The following is an 18497-nucleotide window of genomic DNA, read 5'->3' on the forward strand; positions in this document are numbered from 1 at the left end:
GTGGTAGAAATGGACCAGCGCGTAAAACCCGCTCCGCACGAGATCCGGCGGGCACGGGCAGACAATCCGAAAATGCGCGAGCGCGATCTCGCCGCCCAGCTCGGTATTTCGGAAGCCGAACTGGTCGCCGCGCATTGCGGCGACGGCGTCGTGCGCGTCGAGCCGCGTGTCAACGACCTCTTGACTGGCCTGGAAGCTGTCGGTGAAGTGATGGCGCTGACCCGCAACGAAAGCGCGGTGCACGAGAAGATCGGCGTCTACGACAAGGTCGTCACCGGCAATCACAATGCCATGGTGCTCGGCGAAAACATCGACCTGCGCATCTTCCCGAAAGTCTGGGCGCACGGCTTCGCCGTGGAAAAGCGCGACGGCGCCGACATCCGACGCAGCCTGCAGTTCTTCGACACCGCAGGCGAGGCGATGCACAAGGTGCATCTCAGACCCGCCTCCAACCTCTACGCCTATCAGAAGCTGGTGGCCGGGCTGGAATCGCCGAACCAGGAACCGACGGTGGCGATTTCAGCGGGCGCGGCTGACGACGAGACCGAGACTGCGGACAATTCGGCGAGCGTCGACGATCTGCGCGACCGCTGGAGCCAGCTGACCGACGTGCATCAGTTCTTCGGCATGTTGAAGACACTGAAGCTCAGCCGCCGCCAGGCGGTGCGCATGGTCGGCCAGGACTACGCCTGGCTGGTCGACAAGGATGCGGTGAGCGCCATGTTCAACCACGCCGCTGCTGGCGCCATGCCGATCATGTGCTTTGTCGGCAATCGCGGCTGCATCCAGATCCATTCTGGCCCCGTCGCCTCGATCAAGCCGATGGGACCATGGCTCAATGTGCTCGACGAGACCTTCCATCTGCACCTGCGGACCGATCACATCGATGAGGTCTGGGCCGTGCGCAAGCCGACCAAGGACGGCCATGTCACGTCGCTCGAAGTCTATGGCGCCGACGGCAAGATGATCATCCAGTTCTTCGGTAAGCGGCATGAGAGCGAAAGCGAGCGCGAAGACTGGCGCTTTCTGGCCGAAAACCTGCCGCGAATCCCGAGCCCGACCGCAGCCTGAGAAAAACGACGATGGTTCTTTTCTCCAGGCTGGCATCGGTCTCCAAGTCGGCGCCTCGTCCTGCGGCCGCTGTTTTCATGGCGTTCGCCGCGCTGATGCCGGCTCAGGCCGCCGAGGGCATCGCGACTTTCGCCGACCGCTCGCGGATCGTGGCCATCGGCGGCTCGATCACCGAGATCGTCTACGCGCTCGGTGAACAGGATCGTCTTGTCGCACGCGATTCGACCAGCCGCTATCCGCAAGCGGCGGCGGAACTGCCTGATGTGGGCTACATGCGCCAGCTGTCGCCGGAGGGTGTGCTGTCGGTCAATCCGTCCGGTATACTGGCGCTGCACGGCAGCGGACCGAAGGAAACCGTCGACGTCTTGAAGAAATCAAGCGTCCCGTTCATCGAGGTGCCCGAGCGCTATGACAATCAAGGCATTCTCGAAAAGATCCACATCGTCGGCAAGGCGCTCGGCACCGAGGCCAAAGCCGATGCGCTGGCGGCCCAGATCGACACCAGGCTGAAGGCAGCCGAAAAGCAGACCGCCTCGATCAAGGAGCGCAAGCGCACCCTGTTCGTGCTGTCGATGCAGGGCGGCAAGCTGCTTGCCGCCGGCCGCGACACCGCCGCCGACGGCATCATCAAGCTTTCGGGCGGCATCAACGCCATCGACGGCTTTGCCGGCTACAAGCAATTGTCGGACGAGGCAGTCATCACCGCCAGGCCCGACGTGATCCTGATGATGAACAATGCCGGGCCGGCCACCGCGGATGACGAATTGTTTTCGAACCCTGCCGTGGCTTCGACGCCGGCGGGAGCCGCCCGCAGGCTGATCCGCATGGACGGCGGCTATCTGCTCGGCTTCGGCCCGCGCACGGCCGACGCCATCCACGATCTCGCCGTCTCGCTCTATGGCAGCCAGGTCACGGATTGAGCGCGATGGCCGATCATTCGATCGCCGGTGCGGCGGGAATTATGGTGACGGCAGCCGAGGGTGACCGCTCGCGGCGCGCCCACCTCGTCATCCTGCTGCTCTGCGTCGGGCTGACTATCGCCGTGCTGTTGTCGCTAACCTCCGGCGCATCCGATGCCTCGGCCATCGGCGTCATGCGCGACTGGCTGTTCGGCGCGCCGCCCGGCGATGCGGCGTTGAGCGCCCGCGACCACCTGATCATCCATGACATCCGTCTGCCGCGCATCATCCTGGGCGTGCTGATCGGCGCATCGCTTGCCGTGTCCGGTGCCGTCATGCAGGGGCTGTTCCGCAATCCCCTGGCCGACCCCGGCCTGATCGGCGTTTCGGCCGGATCGAGCCTCGGTGCGGTCGCCGTCATCGTGCTTGGCTCGACCATGCTGGCGCCGCTGACTTCGGCGCTCGGCACGCTGGCGTTGCCGCTGGCTGCGTTCTGCGGCGGGCTGGCGACGACATTGCTGCTCTATCAGGTCGCGACACGGCAAGGCCGAACCTCGGTCGCCACCATGCTGCTCGCCGGCATCGCGCTGGCGGCGCTTGCCATGGCGCTGACCGGCATCCTGATCTTCATGGCCGACGACCGGCAATTGCGCGACCTGACCTTCTGGCAGCTCGGCTCGCTGGGCGGCGCAACGTGGCAAAAAATCGGCTCGGTCGGACCGATCATCGTGCTAGCGCTGGCGGCAATGCCGTTCCTGGCGCGCGGCCTCAACGCGCTGGCGCTCGGCGAGGCCACGGCCGGCCATCTCGGCATTCCGGTGCAGCGGCTGAAATACACCGCGATCGTCGGCGTCTCGGCAGCGGTCGGCGCGTCGGTCGCCGTCAGCGGCGGCATCGGTTTCGTCGGCATCGTGGTGCCGCATCTGCTGCGCCTGCTGATAGGCCCCGATAACCGTTACCTGCTGCCGGCATCGGCGCTGCTCGGCGCCGCGCTGCTGCTGTTGGCCGACGCCGTTGCCCGCACCATTGTGGCCCCGGCCGAATTGCCGATCGGCATCGTCACCGCGGTCGCCGGTGCCCCGTTCTTCCTGTGGATCCTGCTGCGTAAGCGCGGCGTCATCGACCTGTGAGGGACCGTTTGGAAACTCTACTCTGGCGGCCATCTGATGGCGTTTTCTGCGCTTCCGGTGCTCACGGACCCAAATGTCCGCTGCGCTCCGGTTCTCGAAACCACCACCATATGGCTCGCCAGAGCGATTTTCGAAATAGTCTCTAAGGGGTTCTTATGATCGAAGCGCGCGATGTCTCGGTGGCGATCGGCGGCAAGCACATTGTCGCCAATGTCGATTTCGAGGCGCGGCCCGGCGAAATCGCCGCCATCGTCGGCCCCAACGGCTCGGGCAAGACGACCTTCCTCAGAGCACTGTCCGGCGATCTTGGCTATTCGGGAGAGGTCACCATCAACGGCCGCAATCTATCGGCGATGAAGCCGGTCGAGGCGGCGACGCTGCGCGCGGTGCTGCCGCAGGCGACGACGCTGTCGTTTCCCTTCACCGTGCGCGAGATCGTCAGGCTCGGCCTGGTCGGCGGGCGCTCCGGCGCGCTGTCCGGCGAGGACCAGCGCCTGCCCGAACGGGCGCTGGCTCGCGTCGACCTCAACGGTTTTGCCGGCCGCTTCTACCAGGAGCTGTCCGGCGGCGAACAGCAGCGCGTGCAGCTTGCCCGCGTACTCTGCCAGGTCTGGGCGCCGGCGCTCGACGGCAAGCCGCGCTATCTGTTCCTCGACGAGCCGGTGTCCAGCCTCGACATCAAACACCAGCTGATCATCATGGACATCGCGCGTGATTTCGCCAGACGCGGCGGCGGCGTGGTCGCCATCCTGCACGACCTCAATTTGACGGCGATGTATGCCGACCGGATTTTCGTCATGCATCGCGGCAGGCTCGCCGCTACAGGTTCGCCGCAACAGGTGCTCAGCGACGAGCTGATCGAAAAGGTCTTCGATTGCCGGGTGAAGGTTAGCGTGTTGCCGGCCGCAAACATGCCATTCGTATTGCCGCAATCGGCAGCGTAGGCAATCAGAGAAATCAGGCGGCCGGCGCCCTTTGCACCAGCATGTCGATGCCGAGCAGATGCCTCACATTCGGGCGCGCCGCCACCAGATCAGCGATCGTGTAGCGCGACAGCACGGCGAAGAAGGCGTTGAGCGCTTCGCGCAATGCCGAATTCAGCGCGCAGCTGTCGACCAGCGGGCATTCGGTGGCGTCGTTCTCGAAGCACTCGGCCATGGCAAAGCTTTCCTCCGTCACCCGCACGACATCAAACAGGTTGATTGATTCGGCCGCGCGGCCGAGCCTGACGCCGCCATTCCTGCCGCGCACCGTTTCGATCAGGCCGTTTTCGACCAGCGGCTGCAGGATCTTGAACAGGAAAAGTTCCGATACCGAATAGGCGGCGGCGATCTCGGGGATGCGGCTCAACCGCTCGGTGTTGGCGGCGCAATACATCAGAATGCGCATGGCGTAGTTGGTCTGACGGGTAAGCCGCATTGTGTCCTCACATAACAGTGGTTGGCGTCAATATGGCCCATAGTTTGGAACAATTCCAGACTGGCGCTGCATAATAGATGAATTGCGGCGTCAAGTTTGCGTGCACGATTGCGCGCACCGGAACCAGCGGCGCGCTTTCTGAGCGAAGCGACACTAGATAAGTTCGCATAAATCGATCAGGAGCGGCCCACCATGTCACGACCAGCCCCGGCATTTGCATCTGTCGCATCCGTCCGGTTCGACGCCGATGCCGATGCCAAGCTTTCAGCGCTCAGGCGCACCAAATTCGTTGCCGCCGCAGCACTTGCGTTTTGCGTGCTGGTCTTTGCTGTGGCGAAATCGCTCGAGAGCCGGCATGCGTGGCTGGGCTTCGTCGCCGCTTTCGCCGAAGGGGGGACGATCGGCGGGCTGGCCGACTGGTATGCGGTGGTGGCGCTGTTTCGGCGGCCGCTTGGCCTGCCGATCCCGCATACGGCCATCATCCCGGAAAACCAGAACCGCATCGCGGACAATCTCGGCCGCTTCATCGAGGTCAATTTCCTGGCGCCGGAACCGGTGCGCGAAAAGCTCGCCGAGGTCGACTTTTCCGCGCTGGTCGCGGACTGGCTAGCCGACCCGAACCGCGCCGCCGACCTGTCGCGCTTCGTCGGCCGGCTGGTGCCGCAGACGCTGGCGGCGGTCGAGCAATCCGGACTGCGCGGCTTCGTCACCAGCCGTATGCTGGAGCAGATCGAAAAGGTGCCGCTGGCGCCGCTTGCAGCCGAGCTGCTGTCGGCGCTCACCGGCGATCGCCGCCACCAGAAACTGTTCGACGAGTTCACCAAGGTGGTCGGCCGCTTCCTGAGCGACGAGCAGGCGCTGGCGACGATGCGCGAGAAGATCCGCGAGGAACTGCCGTCGCTGTTCAACCTGTTTCGCGCCGACGCCTATCTGTTGAAGAAGATCGTTGCGTCGGCCGGCTCGCTGCTCGATGAGGTGCGGGCCGATCCGCACCATCCGATGCGAGCCGAATTCGACCTTTTCGTCGAAACCTTCGTCGAGCGGCTGAGGACATCCAAACAATATGCCAGGCGCGCCGAAAAGCTGAAGCGCGATTTCCTCGCCCGGCCGGAGCTCAGCGCGCTGGCCGGCGATATGTGGGACAGCATGCGGCTGTTCATCGAACAGGACGCCAAGGCGCCGAATTCGATGATCCGTGACCATCTCGCCACCATGTTCGTCGAGGTCGGCCGCCATCTTGCCGACGACGCGCAGATCAGGGCCGACATGAACCAGGGGTTCATCGTGGCGCTGGCCTCCTTCGTCGAAAGCCAGAAGAGCGGCGTGTCCAAATTCATCGCCGACCAAGTCAAGCGCTGGGACCTCGCGCAACTGACAAGGCTTATCGAAATGAACATCGGCAAGGACCTACAATATATCCGCTTCAACGGCATGATCATCGGTGGCCTTGCCGGGCTCGTGCTCTACACCGCCGAACGGCTGTTTCTCGTCGGCTGACTCCTCCGAATGGACCGCTGAGCTTTGCTGCACTATCTTCCGTGCAGTGGCGGCGTTCACGGCAACAGGGGGGAGAGAACCAGCATGGCAAAACGACCGGAGTCCGAGTCCTTCATCGACATGTTCGGCAAGTTCGGCCGCGACCTGAAGCTGCCGAATGTCGACGTCGAGGCGATCCTCGCTCACAACCGCAAAAACTTGGAAGCGCTGGAGAAGTCGGCCCGGGCGAGTGCCGCCGGAGCGTCGGCGCTGTTGTCCAGGCAACGCGAGATGCTGCAGGACACGCTGCGCGAAATCGCCGACATGGCACAAAGCTACAGGGCGCCCGGCAATCCGCAGGAAATGATGCAGAAGCAGGCGGCATTCGCCAGAAAATCGTTCGAGACCGCGCTGAAGAATGCCGGCGAGATGGCCGAACTGGCGAGGGTATCCGGCACCGAATCGATCGAAATCCTGCGCAGCCGCATCAAGGAGGCGATGGAGGAGATCCGCGCCGGCCACGACAAGAAGTAAGCTGTTCCCCGGCAGCACGCTTGCCGGCGGCGAAGACCGGCGGTTCGCGGCCGAAGATTATGGGCTGGAATCGCACTGGCGAATTGACAGGGGCGGCCCGTCGTGGTCCGGAACAGGCAAGCGATCGGGAAAGCAGGAATGACGCAGATACGGCCGAGGACGCCGCCGACCTTCGAGCAACTCAGGGCGATGGCCGGGCAGGAGTTGGGCGTCTCGGACTGGACGCTGGTCGATCAGCACCGCATCGACCAGTTTGCCGAATGCACTGGCGATCATCAATGGATCCATGTCGATCCGGAGCGGGCGAAGCGGCAAAGCCCGTTTCGCACCACGATCGCGCATGGCTATCTGACCCTGTCGATCATTGGCGCGCTGGCGCTCGAGATGGGGATCGTACCCGAAAACACGCAGGCCGCGTTCAACTACGGTTTCGACAAAGTGCGCTTCGTGGCGCCGGTCAGGGTCGGCTCGCGAATCAGGCTGCGCACCACGCTGTTGTCGATGGAAGACAAAGGTCCGGGGCAGTATCTGATGAAGGCCGCCAATACGGTCGAGATCGAAGGCGAGCAGAGACCGGCGCTGACCGCCGAGACGCTCGTCATGCTTTATGCGCGCCGCAAGCGGGCCAGCATCTGAGAGTTCAGCCTCAGTTTTGGGGCAGCGCAATCAACGCGACATCGCCTCTTCAAGCGCCCTGAAAATCCGGTCGTCTCCCGATTGGGCGACGTTGAAGCGCATGTAACGGCTGGCTGACCGGGACAGGCTGAACGCATTGCCGGGCGCAAGCACGACATTGGCCGACAGGGCATGGCGGGCGACATCCGCGGCATCGATCCCCTCCGGCAGCTTGCACCATAAAAACATGCCGGCGGGCTGATCTATCCATGGCACGATGCCGATTGCCCTGAGGCGGGTGCTGGTTTCTTCCATGGCGCGCGAGAGCCGCGCGCGCAGCAGATCGACGTGCTTGCGATAGAGGCCGTCCTTCAGCAGCGTCAGTACCAGTTCGGATGCAAGCCGACCGCTGCCAAACGAGGTGGCGATCTTGAGATCGGTCAATCCGTCCATCCAGTCGCGAGGAGCGGCGACGAAGCCGCAGCGCACCGATGCCGACAGCGTCTTGGAAAAGCTTCCGATATGGATGACCCGGCTGAGCCCGTCGAAGGCCGCCAGCCTGGGCGCGGGCGTGTGTTCGAAATCGGCGAAGATATCGTCCTCGATGATCGTCAGCCCCGACTGGTCGGCGAGCTTCAGCACCCGATGGGCAACGACGGGCGACAATATAGCGCCGGTCGGATTGTGGAGCGCAGAGTTGGTGATGTAGAGGCGCGGCCGGTGCTCGTTCAGCGCCTGCGCGAACAACTCGATGTCCGGACCCGAGCGCGTGTAGGGGACGCTGATCACCTTGGCCCGATGGGCGCGCAACAGGGCATGGAAGTTGAAATAGCAGGGATCGTCGACCAATACCGTGTCACCCGGTTCGAGCAGGAACCGGCACAGCAGGTCGATCGCCTGGGTTCCCGACTCCGCCAGCATGATCTGGTCCGGAGAGGCTTCGATGCCGTGCTCGGCCATGCGCCGCGCCAGCAGATGGCGTAGCGCCGGCAAGCCGAGCGGCGTGCCGTAATCGGTCAGCGCGGCGTCGTCGGCGCGGGCCGTCGTCCGCAATGCCCGGCGCAATCCAGCCTCGGGCATCCATGTTGCCGGCAGCCAGCCGCAACCCGGTTTCAGGACGCCATCGCCGGCTTCCAGCGATTGGCGCGAGACCCAGAGCGGGTCGACAGCACGGTCAAGCCTGGGGCCGATCTCGGCCAGCGACAGCGGAGCCAACGGTCCGGCGGCATAGAAACCAGAGCCCGGCCGCGAGCGGATCATGCCTTCCGCCGCTAGACGCTCATAGGCTTCGACCACGGTGGATTTGGAAACCTGCATGGCCTTGGCGAAAGCCCGGATCGAAGGCAGCCGCATTCCCGGTGTCAGGCTGCGCGCGGCGATCCTGTGCCTGATCGTCGCCATGACGCTTTCGACAAGCGTCCGGCTGCCCTCATCTGTTGTCGTCTGCTCGTCCATCCGTACTGCTCGCCCTACCATGACGGTTTTGTCAAACTGTACCCGATTGTCTCTGGCGGAGCCAGACGCCCGGCCCGATAGAGGGCGAAAACGAGCGGGGCATCGATGGACAAGGCGGCAAGTGGCTGGGCGGCGAGTATTTGGGCGGCGAGTGGCTGGGGGGCGAGTGGCTGGGTCAACGGGTTCATAGGCGTGCTGATCTTCAGCGGTTCGCTTCCGGCGACGCGCGTGGCGGTGATGGATTTCGATCCGGTGTTCGTAACGGTCGCCCGTGCGGCTTCGGCGGGCATCCTCGGCCTGGCGCTGCTGCTTCTCTTTCGCCAGAAGCGCCCGGAGCGGCGAGATCTGTTCCCGCTGGCGATCGTGGCGCTTGGCGTCGTGGTCGGCTTTCCCCTGCTGACGGCGCTGGCGCTCAAACACATCAATTCGGCTCACTCCATCATTTTCGTCGGCCTGTTGCCGTTGGCGACCGCGATCTTCGGCGTGGTTCGAGGCGGTGATCGCCCGAAGCCGGCGTTCTGGCTGTTCTCGTGCCTCGGCAGCGCCCTTGTCGCTGGTTTTGCAGTCACCCAAGGCCTCTCGGTCTCTCCGCTCGGCGACATCTTGATGCTGGCCGCCATCATCGTGTGTGGATTGGGCTATGCGGAAGGAGCGGCGCTGTCGCGCAAGCTCGGCGGTTGGCAGGTGATCTCGTGGGCGCTGGTGCTGTCGCTGCCGGTCATGCTGGCGCTGACGTTCATCACCATGCCGCCGTCGCTCGAAAGTGCCGGCAGGGGCGCCTGGATTGGCCTGGCCTATGTCTCGCTGTTCAGCATGCTGATCGGTTTCGTGTTCTGGTATCGCGGCCTGGCGCAAGGCGGCATCGCTGCGGTCGGGCAGTTGCAACTGCTGCAGCCTTTCTTCGGCCTTGGGCTGGCGGCAGCGCTGCTGCATGAGCAGGTCAGTCCCGCCATGATCGCCGTCACCGCCGCCGTGGTGCTTTGCGTCGTCGGTGCCAAGAGATATGCGAGATAGGTGTGCCGGCTGCCGGAGTTGCATGCGAACCGGGTGGAATCCTCAAGGATGCTTGGCAACGATATCTGTTCGCCCGGCAGTGGTGCGGGCTGAAAATATCGCAAGGATCAGCGCCATCAGCACTAGGCCCGTCGCGACCTGGAAAGTGACCTGCATGCCGCGTGCGGCTGCCGCAGATGCCAATATCTGCTGACCGGTGCCTTCGCTTCCGCCAGCCGATGCGAAGGCAAACACCGCACCCATCACCGACGCACCGGTGATCAGGCCGAGGTTGCGCGACAGATTGAGCAGGCCGGAGACGACGCCGCGCTGGTCGGATTCCACACCGGTCATCACGGCCGAATTGTTGGAGGTCTGAAACAGGCTGTAGCCGGTGCAGACGATGATGATTGGTACGACATAGCCGGCAATACCGAATTCCGCCCGCGATAGAGCAACGGTACCAATAGCGAGATCGAACAGGCCGACGATCATCATCCGGTGCGCCCCGAAACGATCGACCAGGCGTCCGGCTGGAAGCGCCGCCAGTGCGGTAACCAGAGGGCCGGTCGACAGAACCAGCCCGACCATGGCTGCGTCCAGCCCAAGCGCGCGCGACAGATAGAATGGCGCGACCACCAGCGTCGCCATCATCACGGTGGCGACCATCAGGTTCATGGCGAGGCTTGCGTTCAAGGCGCGGTCGCGGAACCTGGCAGGCTGGATCAAAGGGTTCTCGGCCCTTGTCTGCGCAATGACGAACAGGAGGCCAGCCACGGCGGTGGCAATCAGCAAGCCGACATTGAGAGAGCCAAAACTGCCGCGCCCAAGGGTCATGGCGAGCGCATAGGCGGCCAGCGTCAGAGCGAGCAAGGCCGTGCCGATCCCGTCGAAACCGCGCCGATCCGGTTCCGCTATCTTTTTTCTGGCCGGCAGGACGCGCCAGGCGAGCGCGAAGGCCAGCGCCCCCAACGGCAGATTAATGAGGAAGATCGCGCGCCAGCCGAGGCCGGCGATCAGAAATCCGCCAAGCGAGGGGCCAAGCGTGGTGCCGATCGCCGACATGGCGCCGAGCAGGCCCATGGCGCTGCCGGATTTTTCCCGGGGAACCGTATCGGCGACAAAGGCCAGCGTCAGAGCCATCATGACGGCCGCGCCGAGCCCCTGTGCCGCCCGTGCGGCGATCAGCAGCCAGAGCGTCGGCGCGAGCCCGCAAAGCACGGATGCGAAGGTGAACAGGGCAATGCCGCCGAGCATTAGCGGGCGGCGGCCGAATATATCGGCGAGCCGCCCGGCACTGACGATCAAGGTGGTGATGGCGAGCAGATAGGCAAGAACGACCCATTGCACGAGCTGGAACGATGCGCCGAACGCCTGCATCAGTGATGGCAGCCCGACGCTGGCGATGCTGTTGGCGAGCGACGACAGCAGCGTTGAAAGCGACAGGCTTGCCAATGCCCATCGGGTCGATCGTGCGCTCACCGGGGCAACTTCGTTCCAAGTCTTTTCAGCGATCGATGCCAAGGTGAACTCCTTTGCCGGCAGCCCCCAGGATCGGAGCTGCCGGAAGTTATTCCCCGGCTTGATGTGGCGAAAGGCGCAGCATTTTCATCTTATTCGTGCATGAAACGCCACATCACGGCTGAGCTGTGCTATAGTCCTTCCATGTCGTCGCCCGATCTCAATCTGCTTGTCGCCCTCGATGTGCTGCTGAGCGAGGGCAGTGTGGCGCGCGCGGCCGGGCGGCTGCGCCTCAGTCCCTCGGCGATGAGCCGGACGTTGGCGCGGTTGCGGAAAGCGACAGGCGATCCATTGCTGGTCCGGGCCGGCCGCGGCCTGGTTCCGACGCCTCGCGCGCAGGAATTGCAGCAACAGGTGGGCCGCGTCGTTGAGGACGCGGAGGCGCTGCTGCGTCCTGCCAGGCTTCTGGACCTGTCAGCTCTCGACAAGGTCTTCACGCTGCGCGCCAACGAAAGTTTCGTCGAGGAGTTCGCACCGCGTCTTGTCGCCCGCATCGAAGCGGACGCGCCCGGCGTGCGGCTGCGTTTTGCGCCGAAATCCGACAAGAACGACATGTCGTTGCGTGACGCGGCGGTTGATCTCGAAATCGGGGTTGCCAGTGAAACGAGCCCTGAAATGCGCATTCAGGCGCTGTTTCGCGACCGCTTCATCGGTGCGGTGCGAACGGGACATAGACTGAGCGAGGGCCTTGTGACGCCGGAACGCTATGCGGCCGGCCGCCACATCAGCGTTTCGCGGCGTGGCCGCGAAAAGGGCCCGATCGACGAGGCTTTGAAACTGCTCGGTCTCCAGCGGACGATTGTATGCATGGTTTCCAGCTTCTCGGCCACGCTCGCCATGGCGCGCGCCTCCGATCTGATCGCCAGCGTCCCCGAACGGCACACGCTGGGCGCGCGCGCAGGCATGTACAGCTTCCCGTTGCCGGTCGATATCGAGGAGGTCACCATTTCGATGCTGTGGCATCCGCGGCTCGATGCCGATCCGGCACAACGCTGGCTGCGAGCCTGCGTGCGGGAGGTCTGTGCGTCGTTTCGCTGATCCAGACTCGGAGCGTGATCTAGAATCTGGTCACCACGCCGATGCCGATGCCTTCGAAGCCGCCCATCGCCATCAATGCGGCCGGTGCCTCTTCGAGGCTGATTTTCTTGCCGACCAGGAGTTCGGGTTTGAGCTTGCCGGTGCCGATCATCTCCATCATCGCCTGGTAGCGGAAGGCCTGCATGCCGTGGCTGCCGCGGATCTCGAGTTCGAAGGCAATCACCTTGTCCATCGGAATCTGCGGCCTGGCATGGTCGCCGAGCATCAGGCCGACCTGCACATGGCGGCCGCGGCGGCGCAGGTTTGCGATCGAGTTGAACGAGGTACTGGGATGGCCGAGCGCGTCCATCGACATATGCGCGCCGCCATTGGTGATCTGCTTGACCGCCTTGACCACGTTCGGCGTCTTTGCCGCATTGATCGTCGCCACCGCGCCGATCTTTTTGGCGAAGTCCAGCTTCTCGTCGGTGAGGTCGATGGCGACGACATTGGCGCCCATGGCGCTGGCGATCATGATCGCCGACAGGCCGACGCCGCCGCAGCCATGCACGGCCACCCATTCGCCGGGCGTCACCCGGCCTTGATCGACGATGGCGCGGAACGAGGTGACGAAGCGGCAGCCGAGGCTGGCGGCGGTGGCGAATTCCATCTCGTCGGGCAAGCGCACGAGATTGGTGTCGGCATGGTCGATCGCGACATATTCGGCGAACGATCCCCAGGCGGTGAAGCCGGGCTGGAACTGATGCTCGCAGACTTGGTGGTTGCCCGAGGTGCATTCGAAGCAGCGGCCGCAGCCGACGGCAAACGGCACGGTGACGCGCTCGCCGCCCTTCCAGCGGGTCACTTGGCTGCCGGCCGCCACCACGACGCCGGCCAGCTCGTGGCCCGGCACATGCGGCAGGCGGATGCCGTCGTCGTGGCCCATCCAGCCATGCCAGTCGCTGCGGCAGAGGCCAGTCGCCTCGACCTTGATGACGACGCCTTCCGGTGCCGGCTCCGGATCGGGAACGGTCTGGATCGTCGGCGTTTCACCGAACTTTTCGAAGACGACGGCTTTCATGACAAGGCTTTCACACGTTTCAATTCAATAACGGCGCATTCGTCAGGCGGCTGTTCGGAGTTAGCTTGATGCCGGCGGCGTGTCGAGAAGCGGTTGCCGCTTTCGAAACCACTCGCTCGCTTCAGTATCCCACGGCCAGATGCCTTCGGTCGTAGGATAGATAAGCTGCATAACCCGGAAGCCCAGGCCGTCGTAGAACCAGATGTCCCAACCGAAATGTTCAGGGTAGTGCTCCACATGGACCGAGCCGAACTGACAGTCGAAGCCGCCTATGAAACCAGACGATCGCTGCCCGATGCGGAAAATCTCGCCGTTGCTCACCCGTCTGCAGTATTGGTTGATGACAGACTGGGAAAGCTCTGGCTTCAGCCCGACAACGACCAGTTCAGGAGCATTGAAATTGTGCTCTATCCCCACCGAGTAGCTGAAAGGCGGATGCTCGCCCTCTTCCAGCACATACAGAATGTGGCAGCCATATTCTTCGATGTCGGCGAGCGTTTTCGCTTCATCTGGATCTTTGGCTTCTCTATTCGGCATCGATCTGGTTCTCCGGCGCGGCCTTCTGGAACGCCGGCAGCGCCATGCAGGCGGCATTGATGCGCGAGATCGTCGGGTAGGGCGTCATGTCGACGCCGAAGCGGGCATTGCTAGTGACCTGTGCGATCAGGCAGATGTCGGCCAGCCCCGGCGTGTCGCCATGGCAGAATGTCTTGGTCTCGGGCGAAGAAGCCAGAATCTTTTCAAGCGGCTGGAAGCCTTCGTTGACCCAGTGCCGGAACCAGTTGACGACATCCTGATCGCCGGCGCCGAACAGTGTGCGCAGTGAGGTCAGCACGCGCAGATTGTTCACCGGATGGATGTCGCAGGCGCTCATCTGCGCCAGCATTCTGACGCGAGCGCGGCCAGGCGCATCCTTGGGCAGCAGCGGCGGCTCAGGCGTGGTCTCGTCGAGATATTCGATGATCGCCAGCGATTGCGTCAGCAGCGTGCCATCGCTGAGGACCAGCGCCGGCACCAGCCCTTGCGGATTGACCGCGAGGTAGGCGGGCTCCCGATGTTCGCCATGGCGCAAATGATGCGGCACGTACTCGTAGGCCAGGCCCTTCATCTCCAGCGCGATCCGCACCCGGTAAGAGGTCGAGGAGCGGTAGTAGTTATGGAGGACGATGTCGCTCATCGGATCGGTTGGCCGATGGTCAGTTCGATTTCGCCGATGCCGTCGACGCCACCGGTGATGTTTTCGCCCGGCCCAACGGCGCCGACGCCGGCCGGCGTGCCGGTGAATATCAGGTCGCCGGGCTTAAGTTCTATCGCCTCGCTGCAAATCGAGACGATGTCGGGAACCGGCCAGATCAGTTCGGCGAGGTCGCCATCCTGCCTGATCCCGCCGTTGACGGCGAGCCAAATGCGGCCCTTGTCGGGATGACCGGATTTTTGCGCCGGGACCAGCGGGCCGCAGGGCGCGGAACGGTCGAAGGCTTTCGACCAGTCCCACGGCCTTGCCGCCTTTTTCGCCTCGTCCTGAAGGTCGCGGCGGGTCAGGTCGACGCCGACGCCGTAGCCCCAGACATGGTCCAGCGCGCGCTCGCGCGGGACGCGAAAGCCGGCTCTGCCGATCGCGACGACCAGCTCGATTTCGTGATGCAGGTTTTGGGTCAGCGGCGGGTAGGGGATCGTCGTGCCCGAACCAACTGCCGCGTCGACCACCGCGTCGCCCGGTTTGGTGAAGAAGAAGGGCGGGTCGCGCTCATCATTGCCGAGCTCGCGGGCATGGGCGGCGTAGTTGCGGCCGACGCAGAAGATCCGGCGCACCGCAAAACGCTCCGACGAGCCAACCACAGCCACCGACGGGGTTGCGGGCAGGGGAAGGACGAAGCCGGTCATGCACTGCCTCTGTTCAGTGGATCTGTCCCCGGCACATTCGGCCGATTTGGACAAACGGGCAAGGCATTGGATGGCGGAAGAGCAGGCCTGCCGCGCGGCGCCGCGGAAATCGTGAGTACATTTTGCTTAGCCAGCCAGGATGGCAATGTACTATTTGGCAATAAGCTGGCCATGGCGCGCAGCGCCTGCCGCCAACGCCTGAGACTACCGACCGTTGGTTTTGGGAAGGGGCTCGACGGCGCTTTCTGTGCGTCCCGTACTTCGGGCGTGTCGTTATCTCGCACTTGCACAAAGCTCTGGTGCACTGCAATATACCAGGAGGAATGCGGCCTCCAGCCCGCCTTTTCGCAGGTTCAATGAAGGGACCGGCATGACGGATATTTCCGCGACGCGTCTTGTCGTGTCCAGGCCTGTCGCCGACAGCTCGGCAAGAACCAGGCTTGCCTATCTCGACGGCTGGCGCGGCCTGTCGATCGCGCTGGTGCTGATCGGCCATTTCTTCCCCATTCCCGGCATCAATCTCGGCGTCCTGGGCGTCGAATTCTTCTTCGTGCTCAGCGGCCGGCTGATGGCCGAGATCCTGTTTGTCGAACACTATCCGCTGAAGAAATTCTTCAAGCGCCGGTTCTCCCGCATCTACCCGGCACTGCTGGTTTTCGTCGTCGCCGCGATGGTTGCCTTGTCCGGCACATTCATCGCCTTCAAGTGGAAGGCGGCGCTGACGGCGTTGACGTTCACCTACAACTATGCCGGAATTCTCGTCACCCGCGCCGGCGCGCTCGACCATATCTGGTCGCTCTGCGTCGAAGAGCATGCCTATATCATCCTGGCGCTGATCAGCGTCGTCGTCTCGGGGCGGTCCCGGGTCATCGTGCTGCTCGGCGCATTGTCGGTGCTGGCCATGGCAAACGGCGCCATTTCCTACTGGGTGCTCGCAATAGGCTACGAGGGCACCTATTGGCGCACCGACGTGCACATCGCCTCGATCCTGCTGTCGGCGGTGATATGCCTGCTCAAGGCCGATGACAGGCTGCCGGCCCTGCTCAAGGGGCCGCATGTCGCCCTGGCAGCCGCAGTCGTGGCTGTGCTCCTTTTCATGGCTGCCGTGCCAACCCCCATCCACTATCTGGTCGCGGTGCCGCTGCTGGCGCTCGCCGTCAACTCGCTCGACTTCAGCAGCCGGTACCTGACCGGGTTTCTATCCTCCTTGCCGATGACAATGCTTGGGCTGTGGTCGTATTCGCTCTATCTTTGGCAGCAGCCCTTTTATCAATTCGTCGACATAAAAGGCAGTTCGCCGTGGCTGATGCTGGCGGCGGTGTTCGCTTGCGCGCTGTGCAGCTACTACATCATCGAAAAGCCGGCCCGCTCCTGGCTGAACCGCAATTGGTAGGGCGAACAGCGCCCGCAGTTTAGCCGGCGATCCGCCTTGCATAATACCGTACCGCCTTCTTGCCGCCGTGGATTACCGCGTCGCCCACTTCCACAAAGCCGAGTGCGGCATGGAAGGCGTCTGAAGCCGGATTGGGTGGCTCGGCATTGACCTCGCAGGTGACGATCGCCTGGCCCGCGCGTGACGCCTGGTCGAACAAATCCTCGTAGAGCCGGCGGGCATGGCCGCGCCCGCGCGCTGCGGCGGCGACCACGACGCGATCGACATAGACGAACCGCGGGTAGCGCTCGCGAAACCACAGGAAGTTCGGGCTGTCGTAGCTCGCGTCCTGGTCGAAGGTCATGATGAAGGCTTCGAGCGTGCCGATGCGGCGCGTGTAAAACGCTTCGCCGAGCAGGAAGGACAGGCGCTCAGGCTCGAGCCACGACAATTCCGCCGCATGCTCGTTGTTGAGCGCGAGGATGACGGGCTCATCCTGCGGCGAGACCTGCTCGATCGGCAAATGCGTTTCGATCATGTTTTTGTTCGATCTTCCAGGATCATGTCCGGGCAGCGGCGATGGTCGCCGCCACCACCGCCTCGTCGGTCACGGTGTTGCGGTATTCGCGGTCGAGGTCGGTGCCGCCCATGCCGACTTTCGGGTTGCGGTAACGCATGGCGCTCGGCACGTCCTTGAGCGCGGCGAAGTGCATTTCGCTCAACCCGGTTTTCCTCCGCACCTTGCCGATGTTCTCGGGATCAAGCCCGCCGCAGCCGAGGATGATGATGCGGTCGCCGGCCTGCCTGACAAGATCGGCGAGCAGGTCCGCGCCTTCCAGTGCCGTGTCGCGCTGGCCGCTGGTCAGCACGCGGCCGACCTTGCAGCGGATCAGCACCTCGAGCGCCTCGGCCGGATCGCGGGTCATGTCGAATGCGCGGTGGCAGGTGACGTTCAATCGCCCCGCCGCCTTCACCAGTTCGCTCATGCGCTGTTCGTCGATCGTGCTGTCGGCATTAAGGCAGCCGATAACGACACCGGCGACGCCGAGCTCGGCAAGCGCGCAGACATCGGCGAGCATCGAACGATATTCGGCTTCGCTATAGAGAAAATCGCCGCCGCGCGGCCGCACGATGACGTGAAACGGGATCGTCGCCAGCTCGAGTGCCGTGCGCACCGTGCCGAAGCTCGGTGTGATGCCGCCTTCGATCAGGCTGGCACAGAGCTCGACACGGTCGGCGCCAGCGGCTTGCGCGGCCAGCAGGCCGTGTATGCCTTCGACGCAGATCTCGATCAGCGGGAGGCGAGGGCGTTCGGTCATGGGCGATCCGTCGATGATTTGGCTGGCCAGCGGTAGCATCGGGTCTGGTGCCATGAAAGCCGGAACTGTTGGCTCAACACGCGACATGGCGCCACTTCCTTCAATTTTGCCGCTTGACACATCCATAACCGGGAAGTTATATGTCAATTCATAACTGATGAGTTATTGATTGCGTTAACAGCGCCGCCGACCGACAGCTGAAATGTCCGGCCGGCAAAAACACGCCTAAGGAGACCACCATGCAAGCACGATTGAAAAACCCCGTGATGCTCATTCCCGGCGCCCTGCAGGCGCTGCTGGCGCTGGACAAGTCGACGGAAACGGCTGACCTGTCCTATGTGACGCGCAAGCTCGTCCATTTGCGCGCCAGCCAGATCAACGGATGCAGCCTCTGCGTCGATATGCATGCGCGCGAATTGAAGAAGGCCGGTGAAAAGGACGAGCGCGTCTTCACCGTGTCCGCCTGGCGGGAAACACCTTACTTCACGGATGCCGAGCGCGCCGCGCTGGCGCTGACCGAGGCGGCAACCCGGTTGGCCGACCGCCCGGATCCGGTGCCGGATGCGGTCTGGGACGAGGCCGCCCGGCACTATGATGAAAAGGCGCTTGCCGCCCTGGTCGTCCAGATTGCCCTGATCAACGCATTCAACCGGCTCAACGCAACCACCAGGCAGATGGTCGGCGCCTGGGGCTGAAACGGGGCCGGGTTCT

At 63.7% G+C, this 18497-nt stretch carries 20 protein-coding genes; 11 read left to right on the top strand and 9 right to left on the bottom strand.

Annotation, left to right across the window (positions count from 1 at the left end; genetic code table 11):
• Nucleotides 1-9: 9 nt before the first annotated feature.
• The 4 genes from NKH21_RS13040 to NKH21_RS13055 all read left to right on the top strand — a co-directional run bounded on the left by NKH21_RS13040 (nt 10) and on the right by NKH21_RS13055 (nt 4044).
• The gene (locus tag NKH21_RS13040) at nt 10-1071 is read left to right on the top strand and encodes a hemin-degrading factor (RefSeq protein ID WP_352865397.1); all 1062 of its coding nucleotides are present in this window, start codon (nt 10-12) and stop codon (nt 1069-1071) included.
• 11 nt (nt 1072-1082) lie between these two features.
• On the top strand, nt 1083-1991 hold the full coding sequence (locus NKH21_RS13045; protein WP_352865399.1) for a heme/hemin ABC transporter substrate-binding protein: 909 nt from the start codon (nt 1083-1085) through the stop codon (nt 1989-1991).
• 5 nt (nt 1992-1996) lie between these two features.
• Complete coding sequence (locus tag NKH21_RS13050; RefSeq protein ID WP_352865401.1) at nt 1997-3100, top strand: FecCD family ABC transporter permease; 1104 nt, start codon at nt 1997-1999, stop codon at nt 3098-3100.
• A 155-nt stretch (nt 3101-3255) separates the two neighbouring features.
• Nucleotides 3256-4044: a heme ABC transporter ATP-binding protein gene (locus NKH21_RS13055; RefSeq protein WP_352865403.1), complete on the top strand. Its 789-nt coding sequence runs from the start codon at nt 3256-3258 to the stop codon at nt 4042-4044.
• A 13-nt stretch (nt 4045-4057) separates the two neighbouring features.
• Here NKH21_RS13055 and rirA read toward each other — a convergent pair whose 3' ends face one another.
• The gene (rirA, locus tag NKH21_RS13060; RefSeq protein WP_352865406.1) at nt 4058-4519 is read right to left on the bottom strand and encodes an iron-responsive transcriptional regulator RirA; all 462 of its coding nucleotides are present in this window, start codon (nt 4517-4519) and stop codon (nt 4058-4060) included.
• A 192-nt stretch (nt 4520-4711) separates the two neighbouring features.
• On the opposite strand from rirA, the gene NKH21_RS13065 reads away from it, so the two are divergent.
• From NKH21_RS13065 to NKH21_RS13075, 3 genes are all read left to right on the top strand, one after another.
• Nucleotides 4712-6016: a DUF445 domain-containing protein gene (locus tag NKH21_RS13065; protein ID WP_352865409.1), complete on the top strand. Its 1305-nt coding sequence runs from the start codon at nt 4712-4714 to the stop codon at nt 6014-6016.
• Between the two features lie 84 nt (nt 6017-6100).
• Nucleotides 6101-6529, top strand: a complete 429-nt coding sequence (locus NKH21_RS13070) for a phasin family protein (protein ID WP_352666008.1) — start codon at nt 6101-6103, stop codon at nt 6527-6529.
• Nucleotides 6530-6667: 138 nt separating this feature from the next.
• Nucleotides 6668-7165 (top strand): MaoC family dehydratase, encoded by a 498-nt coding sequence (locus tag NKH21_RS13075; protein ID WP_352666009.1) that lies wholly within the window; start codon nt 6668-6670, stop codon nt 7163-7165.
• A gap of 30 nt (nt 7166-7195) precedes the next feature.
• Here NKH21_RS13075 and NKH21_RS13080 read toward each other — a convergent pair whose 3' ends face one another.
• Nucleotides 7196-8599, bottom strand: coding sequence for an aminotransferase-like domain-containing protein (locus NKH21_RS13080; RefSeq protein ID WP_352666010.1), 1404 nt, complete (start codon nt 8597-8599; stop codon nt 7196-7198).
• A 105-nt stretch (nt 8600-8704) separates the two neighbouring features.
• Here NKH21_RS13080 and NKH21_RS13085 point away from each other — a divergent pair, with 105 nt between their 5' ends.
• Nucleotides 8705-9613: a DMT family transporter gene (locus tag NKH21_RS13085; RefSeq protein ID WP_352666011.1), complete on the top strand. Its 909-nt coding sequence runs from the start codon at nt 8705-8707 to the stop codon at nt 9611-9613.
• A 42-nt stretch (nt 9614-9655) separates the two neighbouring features.
• On the opposite strand, the gene NKH21_RS13090 is transcribed toward NKH21_RS13085, so the two are convergent.
• Nucleotides 9656-11116: an MFS transporter gene (locus NKH21_RS13090; RefSeq protein ID WP_502903412.1), complete on the bottom strand. Its 1461-nt coding sequence runs from the start codon at nt 11114-11116 to the stop codon at nt 9656-9658.
• Nucleotides 11117-11257: 141 nt separating this feature from the next.
• Between NKH21_RS13090 and NKH21_RS13095 the strand changes: the two genes are divergently transcribed.
• A complete protein-coding gene (locus NKH21_RS13095; RefSeq protein WP_352666012.1) occupies nt 11258-12151 on the top strand; it encodes a LysR family transcriptional regulator in 894 nt (297 codons plus the stop codon).
• A 19-nt stretch (nt 12152-12170) separates the two neighbouring features.
• On the opposite strand, the gene NKH21_RS13100 is transcribed toward NKH21_RS13095, so the two are convergent.
• The 4 genes from NKH21_RS13100 to NKH21_RS13115 are packed head-to-tail and all read right to left on the bottom strand — an operon-like array spanning nt 12171 to nt 15095.
• The gene (locus tag NKH21_RS13100; protein WP_352865414.1) at nt 12171-13211 is read right to left on the bottom strand and encodes a zinc-dependent alcohol dehydrogenase family protein; all 1041 of its coding nucleotides are present in this window, start codon (nt 13209-13211) and stop codon (nt 12171-12173) included.
• 60 nt (nt 13212-13271) lie between these two features.
• Entirely contained in the window at nt 13272-13748 is a 477-nt protein-coding gene (locus tag NKH21_RS13105) for a DUF4262 domain-containing protein (protein WP_352865417.1), read from the bottom strand.
• Nucleotides 13738-14388 carry a maleylacetoacetate isomerase gene (maiA, locus tag NKH21_RS13110; RefSeq protein ID WP_352865420.1) on the bottom strand — a complete coding sequence of 217 codons (651 nt, stop codon included), beginning with the start codon at nt 14386-14388 and terminating at the stop codon, nt 13738-13740. The genes NKH21_RS13105 and maiA overlap by 11 nt, the downstream gene beginning before the upstream one ends.
• Nucleotides 14385-15095, bottom strand: a complete 711-nt coding sequence (locus NKH21_RS13115; RefSeq protein ID WP_352865423.1) for a fumarylacetoacetate hydrolase family protein — start codon at nt 15093-15095, stop codon at nt 14385-14387. The genes maiA and NKH21_RS13115 overlap by 4 nt, the downstream gene beginning before the upstream one ends.
• A 370-nt stretch (nt 15096-15465) precedes the next feature.
• Here NKH21_RS13115 and NKH21_RS13120 point away from each other — a divergent pair, with 370 nt between their 5' ends.
• On the top strand, nt 15466-16488 hold the full coding sequence (locus NKH21_RS13120) for an acyltransferase family protein (protein WP_352865426.1): 1023 nt from the start codon (nt 15466-15468) through the stop codon (nt 16486-16488).
• Between the two features lie 19 nt (nt 16489-16507).
• On the opposite strand, the gene NKH21_RS13125 is transcribed toward NKH21_RS13120, so the two are convergent.
• Both NKH21_RS13125 and NKH21_RS13130 read right to left on the bottom strand, forming a co-directional pair.
• Nucleotides 16508-17005 carry a GNAT family N-acetyltransferase gene (locus NKH21_RS13125; protein ID WP_352865429.1) on the bottom strand — a complete coding sequence of 166 codons (498 nt, stop codon included), beginning with the start codon at nt 17003-17005 and terminating at the stop codon, nt 16508-16510.
• Nucleotides 17006-17027: 22 nt separating this feature from the next.
• Nucleotides 17028-17786 (bottom strand): copper homeostasis protein CutC, encoded by a 759-nt coding sequence (locus NKH21_RS13130; protein ID WP_352865432.1) that lies wholly within the window; start codon nt 17784-17786, stop codon nt 17028-17030.
• 239 nt (nt 17787-18025) lie between these two features.
• Between NKH21_RS13130 and NKH21_RS13135 the strand changes: the two genes are divergently transcribed.
• Complete coding sequence (locus NKH21_RS13135) at nt 18026-18481, top strand: carboxymuconolactone decarboxylase family protein (RefSeq protein WP_292662971.1); 456 nt, start codon at nt 18026-18028, stop codon at nt 18479-18481.
• Nucleotides 18482-18497: the final 16 nt, after the last annotated feature.

This window comes from Mesorhizobium sp. M1329 (assembly GCF_040318035.1).
In the GTDB taxonomy this organism is placed as follows: Bacteria; Pseudomonadota; Alphaproteobacteria; order Rhizobiales; family Rhizobiaceae; genus Mesorhizobium.

Coding starts and splice junctions, on each gene's coding strand:
- NKH21_RS13125 (WP_352865429.1), bottom strand. CDS start 17,005: ATGATCGAAACGCATTTGCCGATCGAGCAGGTCTCGCCGCAGGATGAG.
- rirA (WP_352865406.1), bottom strand. CDS start 4,519: ATGCGGCTTACCCGTCAGACCAACTACGCCATGCGCATTCTGATGTAT.
- NKH21_RS13135 (WP_292662971.1), top strand. CDS start 18,026: ATGCAAGCACGATTGAAAAACCCCGTGATGCTCATTCCCGGCGCCCTG.
- maiA (WP_352865420.1), bottom strand. CDS start 14,388: ATGAGCGACATCGTCCTCCATAACTACTACCGCTCCTCGACCTCTTAC.
- NKH21_RS13115 (WP_352865423.1), bottom strand. CDS start 15,095: ATGACCGGCTTCGTCCTTCCCCTGCCCGCAACCCCGTCGGTGGCTGTG.
- NKH21_RS13085 (WP_352666011.1), top strand. CDS start 8,705: ATGGACAAGGCGGCAAGTGGCTGGGCGGCGAGTATTTGGGCGGCGAGT.
- NKH21_RS13045 (WP_352865399.1), top strand. CDS start 1,083: ATGGTTCTTTTCTCCAGGCTGGCATCGGTCTCCAAGTCGGCGCCTCGT.
- NKH21_RS13050 (WP_352865401.1), top strand. CDS start 1,997: ATGGCCGATCATTCGATCGCCGGTGCGGCGGGAATTATGGTGACGGCA.
- NKH21_RS13055 (WP_352865403.1), top strand. CDS start 3,256: ATGATCGAAGCGCGCGATGTCTCGGTGGCGATCGGCGGCAAGCACATT.
- NKH21_RS13070 (WP_352666008.1), top strand. CDS start 6,101: ATGGCAAAACGACCGGAGTCCGAGTCCTTCATCGACATGTTCGGCAAG.
- NKH21_RS13130 (WP_352865432.1), bottom strand. CDS start 17,786: ATGACCGAACGCCCTCGCCTCCCGCTGATCGAGATCTGCGTCGAAGGC.
- NKH21_RS13120 (WP_352865426.1), top strand. CDS start 15,466: ATGACGGATATTTCCGCGACGCGTCTTGTCGTGTCCAGGCCTGTCGCC.
- NKH21_RS13075 (WP_352666009.1), top strand. CDS start 6,668: ATGACGCAGATACGGCCGAGGACGCCGCCGACCTTCGAGCAACTCAGG.
- NKH21_RS13065 (WP_352865409.1), top strand. CDS start 4,712: ATGTCACGACCAGCCCCGGCATTTGCATCTGTCGCATCCGTCCGGTTC.
- NKH21_RS13080 (WP_352666010.1), bottom strand. CDS start 8,599: ATGGACGAGCAGACGACAACAGATGAGGGCAGCCGGACGCTTGTCGAA.
- NKH21_RS13040 (WP_352865397.1), top strand. CDS start 10: ATGGACCAGCGCGTAAAACCCGCTCCGCACGAGATCCGGCGGGCACGG.
- NKH21_RS13105 (WP_352865417.1), bottom strand. CDS start 13,748: ATGCCGAATAGAGAAGCCAAAGATCCAGATGAAGCGAAAACGCTCGCC.
- NKH21_RS13100 (WP_352865414.1), bottom strand. CDS start 13,211: ATGAAAGCCGTCGTCTTCGAAAAGTTCGGTGAAACGCCGACGATCCAG.
- NKH21_RS13095 (WP_352666012.1), top strand. CDS start 11,258: ATGTCGTCGCCCGATCTCAATCTGCTTGTCGCCCTCGATGTGCTGCTG.